Annotated in this window: 9 protein-coding genes; 5 read left to right on the top strand and 4 right to left on the bottom strand. The window is 37.9% G+C overall.

The genetic code is table 11. From position 1 onward, the window contains the following. Window positions 1-14: 14 nt before the first annotated feature. Both WNY98_RS13790 and WNY98_RS13785 read right to left on the bottom strand, forming a co-directional pair. Window positions 15-959 carry a hypothetical protein gene (locus WNY98_RS13790; protein ID WP_342878166.1) on the bottom strand — a complete coding sequence of 315 codons (945 nt, stop codon included), beginning with the start codon at window positions 957-959 and terminating at the stop codon, window positions 15-17. After that, window positions 952-1,818, bottom strand: coding sequence for a hypothetical protein (locus WNY98_RS13785; RefSeq protein ID WP_083707599.1), 867 nt, complete (start codon window positions 1,816-1,818; stop codon window positions 952-954). The genes WNY98_RS13790 and WNY98_RS13785 overlap by 8 nt, the downstream gene beginning before the upstream one ends. Window positions 1,819-2,069: 251 nt before the next feature. On the opposite strand from WNY98_RS13785, the gene WNY98_RS13780 reads away from it, so the two are divergent. The 3 genes from WNY98_RS13780 to WNY98_RS13770 all read left to right on the top strand — a co-directional run bounded on the left by WNY98_RS13780 (window position 2,070) and on the right by WNY98_RS13770 (window position 9,606). Further along, window positions 2,070-2,924: a S1/P1 nuclease gene (locus WNY98_RS13780; RefSeq protein ID WP_342878165.1), complete on the top strand. Its 855-nt coding sequence runs from the start codon at window positions 2,070-2,072 to the stop codon at window positions 2,922-2,924. A 43-nt stretch (window positions 2,925-2,967) separates the two neighbouring features. Beyond that, entirely contained in the window at window positions 2,968-6,150 is a 3,183-nt protein-coding gene (locus WNY98_RS13775) for a TonB-dependent receptor (RefSeq protein ID WP_342878164.1), read from the top strand. 336 nt (window positions 6,151-6,486) lie between these two features. After that, window positions 6,487-9,606: a TonB-dependent receptor gene (locus WNY98_RS13770; RefSeq protein WP_342878163.1), complete on the top strand. Its 3,120-nt coding sequence runs from the start codon at window positions 6,487-6,489 to the stop codon at window positions 9,604-9,606. Window positions 9,607-9,657: 51 nt separating this feature from the next. Here the strand turns inward: WNY98_RS13770 and WNY98_RS13765 are convergent, their stop codons facing one another. Further along, complete coding sequence (locus WNY98_RS13765; protein WP_342878162.1) at window positions 9,658-10,089, bottom strand: MarR family transcriptional regulator; 432 nt, start codon at window positions 10,087-10,089, stop codon at window positions 9,658-9,660. 152 nt (window positions 10,090-10,241) lie between these two features. Between WNY98_RS13765 and hmgA the strand changes: the two genes are divergently transcribed. Next, window positions 10,242-11,543: a homogentisate 1,2-dioxygenase gene (gene hmgA / locus WNY98_RS13760; RefSeq protein WP_342878161.1), complete on the top strand. Its 1,302-nt coding sequence runs from the start codon at window positions 10,242-10,244 to the stop codon at window positions 11,541-11,543. Between the two features lie 2 nt (window positions 11,544-11,545). Further along, on the top strand, window positions 11,546-12,175 hold the full coding sequence (gene maiA / locus WNY98_RS13755) for a maleylacetoacetate isomerase (RefSeq protein ID WP_076925654.1): 630 nt from the start codon (window positions 11,546-11,548) through the stop codon (window positions 12,173-12,175). Window positions 12,176-12,188: 13 nt separating this feature from the next. Here maiA and WNY98_RS13750 read toward each other — a convergent pair whose 3' ends face one another. After that, complete coding sequence (locus tag WNY98_RS13750; RefSeq protein WP_342878160.1) at window positions 12,189-12,422, bottom strand: TIGR02647 family protein; 234 nt, start codon at window positions 12,420-12,422, stop codon at window positions 12,189-12,191. Between the last annotated feature and the right edge of the window lie 5 nt (window positions 12,423-12,427).

Raw genomic sequence — 12,427 nt, 5'->3', positions numbered from 1 at the left:
GGAAAGTAACCTTGTTACTTTCCTATTATTTCAATATTGCCCTTTCTAATATTGACCAGACCATAACTATGCAGACGAGAGCGAGACCCCTCCCCGTATGCTTTAGGTGGATAATATAACTCTTTTTCTTCAGGATACTCGCTGAGTACTTCATCTAATGCAGCACGTACTTCGCTCAGGGTTTTTTCTAGGCTATTATTAAAGTTAGGCCTTTTTCTAACCGTATGGCCGAGTTCGACCAACCTATAAAAATACTTGTTAGCAAGCTCTAGCAGCTCCTCTGGCACATCTTTATTATGACTAAGCGCTACATCATCGTTATTTGTACAATACTCTACAAGTGCTAAATAAAAGCACAATGGCTTATTGGCTAAACACATTTTTTGTTCTGTATTACAACTACTTGAGAATGTCTTATCGTTAAGATCAACAATAAGTACAAGCGGCGTAGGCTCAGTAATTAGTTGATGCTGTGTATTATTAAACTGCTTATTGCTTTGTTTAATAAACGCAAACTTTACCCAAAAACTAATCAGCACACTTAATACTAAAAATATAAAATAGTAAATAAAATGGCTTAATGTAAAGTGGGTTTGTTGTACGTTAAATACAACTAATACGAGTCCGTTATTAGTGCTTAAACTACGTATTATTTGGTCTGAGTTTACAGGCGTTACTACTTCACTTTTTGGTGCAATAGCAACAACTTTAAGCTCGTTCGAATTAATGTAGCTATTTAAAGTTTTAATGTAGCTGTTAACAGCATCTTTATTACCTGAATGCTTTAGCAGCTCATTTGATAAATCGAGTAATGGTAAGTCGAGTGCTATTTGCCTTTCTATCTGCGTTATTTTTTGTTTAACTACTTGCTGGCCTTTCTGAGTTACAGAAATATAAAAGACTGACGATAAAATAAAAAATAAGCTTATAATAACAATTAGTTGCTTATACTTACTCATCACCACCCCCCTCTTTTAAGCTTACTAAGTTGGCACCGCAACGCCAAAATGGCTGTACGTTTTGATAGTAATGCAAACTTTGATCTTTAGACATATCAAGCAAGTTCTCCTGCACTGCGCATAATAAATCAGTGTTGTTTTGCTGCATTTTTAAATACCACCTTGTTCCAGAAATATTATTACTCAAAGGCGTAATATAGTTTTTTGAAAAACGCTTTTCGTCGCTCTCTTTCCAAAACGAAGCAATAATATCTACTTTTCCATTAGCGAGTAAATCACGTAATTCGTTATGAGAACTCGCATAAGTGATTTTCAAATTGGCTATATTAATATCCAACTCTTTAAACGTTTGCTTTGGTAAAATATGCCCTGATCGGCTGGTCGGATAATCAAGTAAACCTATGCGCTTATCTAAAAAGTATTGTTTGGTGAGTCGAGGCTTTTCTTTAGAAGATATAAAAAAAGCCGTGTAGTCAGAAAAACCAACAACGGGCTGGTAGTTATATGTCGACTCTGCCTTAAAGGCTGCCATAATATTGTTTTTAGCCAAAATTAAGTCAGCAATTCCTTTACCAACAAACTCAAAGCTGTCTGCCGTTCTATATCCCCAATACCCTTTTACAGAGCCATATTGCTTAGCCACTACGTTATCAGAGCATAACTTTTGTGTTAATAACTTAGCTATTTTTTTTGATTGTGTAAAAACAATTAATTGGCCTTTATTACTTGTTGCAGTTGTTTGACACTCAGTTGAGGTTTCTATCATAACTGGAAAGTGTAATTCATCATTGTATACACTAACTTGACCGCAAACCCACGTAACGACCAACAACAGAAACAAAAATGTAACAATTAACATTTTGTGCAACACAATATTTTTAAAATTCAAAGCAATGCCACTCAAAAATAGACGATATAGTGTATTTGAACAATTTCGCTTACTTATTACAATAAGTAATTTTACCTGTTAAATATAAACTATTGATTTAAAAGTAATGTTAATAAGAAACTATGAATTTTAATAAGTCCTTCCTATCAACATTAAAAATGAGGACAATTGTCCGCATTAGCTTATAGCAACCCCATGAAATATTCATTTAGGAAGTTTTAATGCATAACAATATAAAGTACTCGATATCTTCTGCGCTTTTGATTAGTGCAATATTTACAAGCACTGACTCACATGCTTGGGGTCAAAATGGCCACCGTATTGTAGGGCAGATCGCACAATCTCATATAAGCGAAACAACTAAAGCAGCAATACAACCCTACCTTGATGGCGAATCACTTGCACAAATATCAACCTGGCCTGATGAAATGCGCTCAGCTCCTGGCGAGTTTTGGCAAAAGCAATCATCTCGTTGGCATTATATTAATGCAGCACCAGGAAAATCTTTCAGCTTCAATCACGATCACACTAAAAACAAAGAATCTGTAAGTAATATCCTAGAAGGCATTCACTATTCAATGCAAACACTTACTGATACCAACAGCACGTTAGATGCTAAACAGTTCAGTTTACGTTTTTTAGTACATTTGGTGGGCGACAGTCACCAACCATTTCATGCTGGTAGAGGTGAAGACAGAGGTGGTAACCGTATTAAGGTTTCATTTTTTAACGAAGAAACAAATCTTCACAGCCTTTGGGATACAAAGTTAGTTGAGAACGAGAATTTGTCGTTTACTGAGTACGCACAATTTATTGATACAAATAACAGCGAGTTAATTGCTGAGTATTTACAAAGCTCACCTATGACATGGGTTGAAGAATCTCATAATTTAGCCACAAAAATTTATAAATATACCAACGACGAAGTTGGGTACAGCTACATTTATAACAACACTCCAATTGTAAAAACACGCCTACAACAAGCGGGTATCCGATTAGCTGGACTATTAAACGCCTTATTTGACCCTTCTGCAAAAGAGTTAGAAACGGCATTAAAAATGACGACTGACAAATAAACAGTATTAAATTTATATAACCTACACACGGGAAATCAACATTATGACTAAGCTTCGCCTTTCGAAATTAACTGGAGCGGTAATTTTAGCTCTAGGTGTTTCTACAAGCGCAATGGCTGCTGATACTTCATCTGCAATGCGTGGTAAAATTACAACGCCATCAGGTGGCAATGCTGCAAACGTTAAAATCAAAGTAGTTCACCAACCAACGGGAACTATTAGCGAACTAACTACAAACGAAAGTGGTACGTTTATCGCTAATGGTTTACGTGTAGGTGGTCCTTACATGGTTATCATCGACTCTGATACGTTTAACGATACGACTGTTGAAAATATCTACTTGAACCTTGGTGAAACTTACCGCTTAAGCTCGCAGCTTGCTCCGCTAAACATCGAAAAGATTGAAGTGTCTGGTTATAAAATTGTTCAGCAATCTGGTGGCTCAAGCAGCTCATTTGGTTCTGATACTATTGAGAACATGCCAACCTTTAACCGCGACATTAAAGATATTGCGCGCTTAAACCCACTTGCCAGTATTAATGGTAATGGCGAGCTAACGTTTGCAGGTAGTAACCCTCGTACCAACGGTTTAACTGTTGACGGTATTGGCCAAAATGATGACTTTGGCTTGAACTTTGGTGGCTACCCTACTTCTCAGCCTCCTGTAGCACTTGATGCTATTGAACAAGTTTCTGTTGATGTATCTCCTTTCTCAGCTTCTAAAGGTAACTTTGGTGGCGGTACTATTAACGCAGTAACAAAATCTGGTACAAATGAGTTTAAGTTCTCTGGCTTTTATGAAATCTCTACTCCAGAGATTGCAGGCGATGTCGATAGCATTGTTCAAGAAGATGACCTTGATGAGCTAGGTCATAAAACTTATTCTACAAATAAAGTAGAGCCGATTAAAACTGAAGAAAGATTTGGTTTTAACGTTGGTGGCGCAATTGTTAAAGACGAACTGTTTTATTTCGTTAACTATTCAGAATGGTCAAGCGAATTAGATCTTGATTACGGCTTTGACGGCTCTGGTGCAGCCAACGAATTTAATACTTCTGAAGCTAACTATAACCGTTTCATTTCTATTTTAAATAATGAATATGGCTTGACTGATTCATTAGCAGGTGCGCCAGAAGATACAAATAAAAACCTGTTAGTTAAGCTAAGCTGGAACGCAAGTGATGACCATCGTTTAGATTTTACTTACCAATGGCAAGACGATCAAGATGAGCGTAACACTAGCACCGGTGGCGATAATATTGTACTAACATCGAACACCTACGCCTACGTAACGAAGTTCAATAACTTTTCAACAAAGCTTTACTCTGATTGGACTGAAGATTTTTCTACTGAAATTGGTGTGTCGTATAAAGATGTTACCTCTGATAGCGCAACTCGCTCAAATCTAGGTAGTATTTCAGTTGATGAAGATGGTCGAAATGGCCCTTCTTACAACTTTGGTACAGATCAATATCGTCATGCTAACCGCTCTGAAACGCAAAATTTAACTTTTACACTCGATGCTACCTATTTAATGGATGAGCATGAAATAAACTTTGGTGCTCAATATGAGTCACTTCGTTTATATAACTTATTTGCTGAAAACTCTCTTGGCACGTGGAAGTTTGATAGCTTAGAAAATTTTGAAAACCGTGAAATTGGTTCTTATGATTTCTCTTATCAAAATGCTTACACTAATGATTCAGCTGATACAGCATATGATGTAAGACGTAACCAACTAGCACTCTACATTGAAGACACTTTTTATGTAGGTGACGATTTAGAAGTCACAGCAGGTGTTCGTTATGAGCGTTTATCATCAGACGATAAACCAACTCTAAATGAAAATTTTGCGAATACGTATGGCTTTACTAACCAAGAAAATCTAGATGGTCTAGACATTATACTTCCTCGCGTTGGCTTTAAATACTACGTAACAGAAGCCCTTACTATTAACGGTGGTATTGGTCGCTTCCAAGGTGGTATTCCAAATGTTTGGTATAACAACTCATTCCAAAGCGATGGTATTACATTAGTATCTGCTCCTAACGATGTAATTAACGACTACTATGCAAATAACACTGCTGATATTACTCAGGTGCCTGATGAAATTAAAAACTCATTAGAACAAGGTGCTGGTAGCGTTGCTTATATCGACCCTGATTTTAAATTGCCTTCAAGCATTCGCACCCAAATAGGTTTTGAATATGAGTTTGATTCTGAACTATTAGGTGATGGCTTTAAATGGCAAGCAGAGATTGCTTATCATAAAAAAGAGAATGAGGCGGTATGGCATAATACATCTATTAACCCAATTGGTATTGCAGCTGATGGTGAACGCGTTATAAATGAAACTATTTATAGTGGCTCTTTAGCTGATAACGCTGACATAGAAATGACGAATTCATCTGATGATGGACGTTCAATTATTATTTCAACAGGTATTGCTAAACAGTGGGATAATGGCCTGTTTGTATCGGCAAGCTATGCACACCAGGATGTTACCGAGTCATCAGCCGGTTCAGCTTCTCAAGCGGAAGGCAACTACAAGCATAATATTACAGTAAATCGTAATGAAGATATTGCAGCACGTGGTTTTTACGAAGTTGAGCACAGCTTTAAAATCAACTTAGCATATAACACAGAGTTTTTTGAAGGGTATGCGACTAAGTTTAACGTGTATTTTGAACGTCGTTCAGGTCGTCCATTTAGTTATACAATGAACATGTATAAAGACAGTGATTTGGGTGATACGAGTAGTTTCTTCAGTAATGGTGCTTACTTACCATATATACCTACAGGTGCTGATGATCCAAATGTAAACTGGGATGAATCAGGTATGACTTGGGCTGAGTTAGAACCATTACTAGAGCGTGCTGGTATATCTCAGCGTGGTGGTATTTTAGGTAAAAATACAGCAACTCAACCTTGGGTTACTACGATGGACGTTAGCATTAAGCAAGAAATACCAGGCTTTGCTGAAGGTCACACTGGTGAGGTTTATCTAATGATTGATAATTTCGCAAACCTTCTAAACAGCGACTGGGGTGTAGAAAAACGCTTAGGTTACTCTAACCAAACTATTTATGACTTTGGTGGCCTTGATGACCAAGGCAGATATAAAATAGACAACAGCTTTGGCGGTGCAGATGTGCGTAATTACTCACAAATCAATTCATCGTCATCAGCTTGGCAGGCTAAAGTTGGTATTAGCTACAAGTTTTAAGTCTTAATAGGTAAGTAATAACACATTTAGTTATTTGTTAACAAAACCCATTGCAAATTTGTAATGGGTTTTTTTATTTTACCCCTACAATTTCACATGTTTGTCATAAAGCCCACGTAATATATACCCCGATATAGAGTTATTGCTCAAAAAAACACTCAAATAGACAAATATATTACTATTTATTAAAAATATATTGCAGTTGTATTTTATTTGTAACGAATAAATAAGGTACACTAGTAACGGATTTTGAATAAATGAACTTCAACTGTTTATTTTACAAAATTTTAAAATAAAAATATAAAAATTTAATTAATAACTACACGGGAAAATTAAATGAAAACTCAATTACGCAAAACAGCTCTTTCACTTGCTATTGCAGCATGTGTTGGTGTAAGTGGCGCTGCAATGGCTAACGAAACGACCTCTGCAATTAAAGGTCAAGTAATGGGGCCTAACGGTAACCCAGCAGCCGGCACTAAAGTAACAATTTTACACGTGCCTTCTGGATCAGTAAAAACAACTGAAGTAAATGACGCTGGTTACTTTACAGCTAAAGGCCTGCGTGTTGGCGGTCCTTATAAAGTAGTTGTTGATTCAGATGTATACGCAGACCAAGAATTTAATAACATTATATTAAACATTGGTAACGACTACCCTGTAAACGTTTCTCTTGAGTCACAATCAAGCATGGAACAAATTGTAGTTTCTGGCGCACCAATTAGCTCTATGTCTGGTGGTACTGGTCCGGCGTCTACATTTACGCTAACAGATCTTGAAAATACTCCAGCTATTAACCGTGATTTAAAAGATATTATTCGTATCGACCCGCGTATCACAATTGATGATAGCCGTGGTTCAATTAACTGTGGTGGTGGTAACCCTCGTTATAACAGCTTAACGCTAGACGGCGTTCGTATGAACGATAACTTCGGCTTAAGCTCAAATGGTTACCCTACTATTCGCGCCCCTTTCTCTTTTGATTCAATTGAACAAGTTTCAGCTGAACTTGCACCTTTTGACGTTCAATACGGTGGTTTTACATCGTGTAACATCAACGCTGTAACCAAATCTGGTGGCAATGATGTTCATGGCGCTGTTTTCTACGATTACACAAGCGACTCGTTCAAGGGTGATAAAATTGAAGGTGATGACGTTGATAACGGTAACTATACTGAAAAACGTTACGGCTTCAACGTAGGTCTTCCACTAATTGAAGATAAACTATTTTTATTCACTTCATATGAAAAACTTGAAGGTGTTCAACAGTTTAACTACGATGGTTTAAGCAGTGGCAGTGTAACTGCTGATGATATCTCGCGTATCACAAGCGTTGCTCAAACTGTATATGGTTACGATGTAGGCGGAATGCCTTCAAGTATGCCTGTTGAAGATGAAAAAATCTTAGTTAAACTAGATTGGAACATCAACGAAGATCACCGTGCAAACTTAATCTATAACTACAACGATGGTAATACTGTTTCACAGTCTGATACTGGCTCTAGCCGTGTATCACTATCTAACCACTTTTATGACCAAAGTGCAGAATTCACTTCAATCATTGCATCTGTTTACTCTGATTGGTCAGATGACTTCTCTACTGAAGTTCGTATTGGTAAGTCTGAGCTTGATGCAACAGTACAATCACTAGATGCAGCAAGCAGTTTTGGTGAAATGCAAATTCGTACCGAAGATGGTGGTACAGTTTATATTGGTCCAGATGACTCACGCCAATCAAACGATTTAGATTACGATACAACTACATTTAAAGTTGCAGGTACTTATTACCTAGATCAACATACAATTACTGCTGGTTACGAGTTTGAAGAGTTAGATGTATTTAACTTATTCGTTCAGCATACTGAAGGTGAGTACCGTTTCAACAATGTTGATGATTTTGAAAATGGTATTGCAAGTGCTGTTTACTACAACAATGCTGCTGGTACAAATGATCCTAACGATGCAGCTGCAAGCTTTTCGTACGCTCAGCATACATTTTACGTGCAAGACGAGTATTCATTCACTGATTTAGATGCAAACATCACGTTTGGTCTACGTTATGACAAATATACAAGTGATGATGTACCTAACTTAAATCAAAACTTTACTGACCGCTATGGCTACAGTAACCAAAGTACATTTGATGGTATTGATTTAATTCAACCACGTGTAGGCTTCCAATGGTACGCTACAGATGCACTTGAAGTACGTGCAGGCGTTGGCTTGTTCTCAGGCGGTAACCCTAATGTTTGGTTATCTAACTCTTACTCAAACGACGGCATTACAAACATTAGCGCAAACCAGTTTGGTTCTATCGACTTGTTCGCAACACCTAATGTAAATAATGGTACTCCAGGATTTGAAGTACCTCAGTCTCAATTTGATGCAGTAGCTGACACAGTAATCGGCTCAGGCGATTCAACTGCAAACGCTGTTGACCCAGACTTTGAAATCCCATCAGAGTGGAAATACTCACTTGGTGCAACGTACACAACTGAAAACGAGTACGTAATCTCTCTTGATTACTTATATTCGAAGAAGAAAGACGCTGCGTTAATGCGTGACATCGCACTTCAAGATTCTGGCGAAACTACATTTGATGGTCGTCCTATATACGAATCAATCGAAGGTCGTGCAAACGAGTACTTACTAACAAATGTGAGCGGTGATAGCGGTGATTCATCTGTTATTTCATTAGCTGTTAGCAAAATGTTTGATAATGGCGTAAGCGTTAACTTTGGTTATGCATATACAGACTCAGACGATGTTAACCCAATGACAAGCTCTGTAGCTGGTTCAAACTACGGTAACATTGCCCTAACTGATCCAGGTAACCCTGGTGTTGCTTCATCTGATTACGAAATTCCACATCGTTTCACTATGACTCTTGGTTATACTCATGAGTTTGTTGATGGTTTTGCTACTCGCTTTAATCTATTCGGTGAAGCATATAAAGGCTTACCATACAGCTACACGTTTGATGGAAGTGATGGTACTTTTGGTGACAACAACTGGAATGGTAACCGCCAACTATTGTATGTTCCACTTGAAAACGATCCAAACGTTGTTTACAACATGAGTGCTGCTGATATCAATGAATTCAATGAATTTATTGCATCAAATGGTTTAGAACGTGGTCAAACGACTAGCCGTAACGCAGAAAACTCTGATTGGTTTGTTAAGTTTAACTTTAAGTTAACACAAGAGCTTCCAGGCTTTATGGAAGGTCACAAAGGTGAAGCATTCTTCGTAATTGATAACCTTACTAACCTGTTAAACGATGATTGGGGCGTACTTAAGAAAGGTCCTTTCGTTGGTGCTAGCATGATTTCAACATCACTTGATGATCAGGGTCGTTACGTTTACTCTGACTTTAATGCGAATAATGCAAATACATCTGTACAATCAGATGCATCTGTATGGCAAATGCGTGTAGGTGTTCGTTACACTTTCTAATTTAGAACTGTAACCTAAAACATTTTTTAAAAGCCCACTTTGTGGGCTTTTTTATGCTTTTAATTTGTTATTTAACTTTTCAAAAATATTCACTAGCACTTCGTATTCTTCGTTGGTTAAAGTGCTCAGTAATTGTTTTTCCCAATTAAGTGCATCGGGTGCAATATTTTCATATAAGTTTTGCCCTGCTTGGCTCAACACAAGTAATGCTACGCGTTTGTCTTGCTTATTTAATTCACTTCTCACTAAGCCTTTGTCTATTAGTACTTTTACCGCGCGCGACACTGTCGATTTATCCATATTTGCTTGTGTGCATAAATCCTTTGCGTTGCTTTGCCCATACTGCGCTAAATTAGCAAGTATTCGCCACTGGGGAATATTTAAACCGTATTTAGTTTGATAAACCTTGGCAAAATCGTTACTTACATGTGTTGCTATATTCGTTAATTGATAAGGTAAAAACGTTGCTAAATCAATTTTCATTTTTGGTTATCCCAGCTTTGTAAGGTTTACTTTGGTGTTCATTAATATTTACACAGATGCGTAGTTGCACATTTGATATTAGTCTCACTTGAGAGTACCTTAACTGAAATAATAAAAATATTAAACCAACCCCCCTCTCACAGGAGTCAGTAATGGCAACACAATTAAGTTATATGACAGGTTTTGGGAATGAATTTGAAACACAAGCGCTACCCGGTGCACTACCAATAGGACAATTTAGCCCACAAAAGGTTAAATACGATTTATACACCGAACAATTTAGTTCGACTGCATTTACGGCTCCACGTGCTTCAAATCGTCGCACTTGGTTTTACCGCCTTCGTCCATCGGTAGTGCAAGGTGATTATCAAACAATTGATAACGGCTTAATAAGAACAGCCCCAATCACTGAAGCCGTAACACCACCAACAATGCTACGTTGGAACCCTATTGATATGCCTTCACAGCCTACTGACTTTATTGATGGCTTGGTAACGATGGCAGCTAATGGCAGTGCCAATGGGCAATCGGGTATTGGCATTCATGTATATGTCGCTAATCAGTCAATGCAAGGGCGTTACTTTTGTAATGCCGATGGCGAAATATTGTTCGTCCCTCAGCAAGGTGAGTTATTAATTCACACCGAGTGCGGTAAGTTAAGCATTAAACCAGGTGAAATTGCTGTAATTCCCAGAGGAATTAAGTTCGCTGTTGATTTAATTGACGATACAGCCCGTGGTTATATTTGTGAAAATTACGGCCATGCGTTAGAGCTTCCAGAGCGAGGACCTGTTGGTGCCAATGGTTATGCCAACGACAGAGACTTTCAATATCCCGTTGCTGCCTTTGAAGATAAAGAAGGTGATTTTGAGTTGGTTTCTAAATTTAACGGTAATTTATTCAGCTGTGAAATAAAACACTCACCTTTTGATGTTGTTGCATGGACGGGTAATAGCTCCCCCTATAAATACGACTTATCGCGTTTTAATGTAATGAATACAGTGAGCTTTGATCACCCCGACCCGTCTATCTTCACTGTGCTAACCTCTCCTTCGGCTACTGAGGGTATGGCAAATGTCGATTTTGTGATATTTCCACCTCGTTGGATGGTAGCCGAAAATACATTCCGCCCGCCGTACTACCACCGCAATATTATGAGCGAATTTATGGGCTTGATTGAGGGTGTATATGATGCAAAAGAGCATGGTTTTGTACCTGGTGGCGCAAGTTTACACAATTGTATGTCGCCACATGGACCTGAAGCCGACGTATTTGAAAAAGCCTCAAACGCTGAGCTTACACCACAAAAATACGAAAACACATTGGCCTTTATGTTTGAGTCGCGCTATATAATTTCACCGACAAAATATGCACTAGAAGGTAAAGAACGCCAACCAAATTACACCGATTGCTGGCGTACTATAAAAAAACAATTTACAGGTGCAGAGGATTAGTTATGAAATTATACAGCTACTTTCGCTCATCAGCGGCTTATAGAGTGCGTATAGCGCTTAACTTAAAAGCAATCGATCATAAACTTGCTATTGTTAACCTTTTAAAATCGGAGCAGCTTGGGGAGGAATACTTAGCAACTAATCCCCAAGGGTTACTACCTGCACTTGAAACCGATGATGGTGTTTTAGCGCAATCGCTTGCAATACTGGAATGGCTTGATGAAACTTATCCGCAATCGCCATTAATTACAGGGACTGCGTGGCAAAAAGCACAAATAAGAAATTTAAGCTTTGCCATTGCCTGCGATATTCATCCTGTTAATAATTTACGCGTGCTGAAGTATTTATCAAGCGAATTAGGTGTTAATGACGAAGCTAAAAATAAGTGGTATCGACATTGGATAGAAGTTGGTTTTGAAAAAATAGAACTGATGCTAAACAAAAATGATGACTACTGTTTTGGTAACCAACCAACACTTGCTGACATTTGTTTAGTGCCGCAAGTATTTAATGCACTTCGTTTTAACGTAAATATGAACGTTTATCCAAAAATTGCAGCCATTTACGAACATTGTAATAAATTAGCTGCATTTAATGATGCTGCACCGCAAAATCAACCCGATGCAAATTAAGCTAGTTTAGTAATTAACTTTGTAGCGCGCTATGAATAACCGTAATATGCTCAATTAAATCTAAGCCCAGATCTGTTAAATATCCGCCATCTGGGCTATCTATAATCCCTTTTTCAAATAAACGTTGCGCTGCACTAAGTAAGCTTGGTTCTGCGTCTGAGTGTAATTTAATACCCTGCATTTTACTCTCGCGAGGAAATTTTGCTAATAGTGTGAATTCTTCGATCATTGTTTGATTAAATTGCATTGTGT

Source organism: Pseudoalteromonas sp. AS71, from assembly GCF_038900275.1.
Lineage (GTDB): Bacteria > Pseudomonadota > Gammaproteobacteria > Enterobacterales > Alteromonadaceae > Pseudoalteromonas.
The sequence above is the reverse complement of the archived record's forward strand: the minus strand, read 5'-3'. Positions and strand labels throughout refer to the sequence as shown.

Excerpts from the sequence above, each read along its gene's own strand:
- WNY98_RS13790 (WP_342878166.1), bottom strand. The coding sequence starts at position 959 with ATGAGTAAGTATAAGCAACTAATTGTTATTATAAGCTTATTTTTTATT.
- WNY98_RS13775 (WP_342878164.1), top strand. The coding sequence starts at position 2,968 with ATGACTAAGCTTCGCCTTTCGAAATTAACTGGAGCGGTAATTTTAGCT.
- hmgA (WP_342878161.1), top strand. The coding sequence starts at position 10,242 with ATGGCAACACAATTAAGTTATATGACAGGTTTTGGGAATGAATTTGAA.
- WNY98_RS13785 (WP_083707599.1), bottom strand. The coding sequence starts at position 1,818 with ATGTTAATTGTTACATTTTTGTTTCTGTTGTTGGTCGTTACGTGGGTT.
- maiA (WP_076925654.1), top strand. The coding sequence starts at position 11,546 with ATGAAATTATACAGCTACTTTCGCTCATCAGCGGCTTATAGAGTGCGT.
- WNY98_RS13765 (WP_342878162.1), bottom strand. The coding sequence starts at position 10,089 with ATGAAAATTGATTTAGCAACGTTTTTACCTTATCAATTAACGAATATA.
- WNY98_RS13770 (WP_342878163.1), top strand. The coding sequence starts at position 6,487 with ATGAAAACTCAATTACGCAAAACAGCTCTTTCACTTGCTATTGCAGCA.
- WNY98_RS13750 (WP_342878160.1), bottom strand. The coding sequence starts at position 12,422 with ATGCAATTTAATCAAACAATGATCGAAGAATTCACACTATTAGCAAAA.
- WNY98_RS13780 (WP_342878165.1), top strand. The coding sequence starts at position 2,070 with ATGCATAACAATATAAAGTACTCGATATCTTCTGCGCTTTTGATTAGT.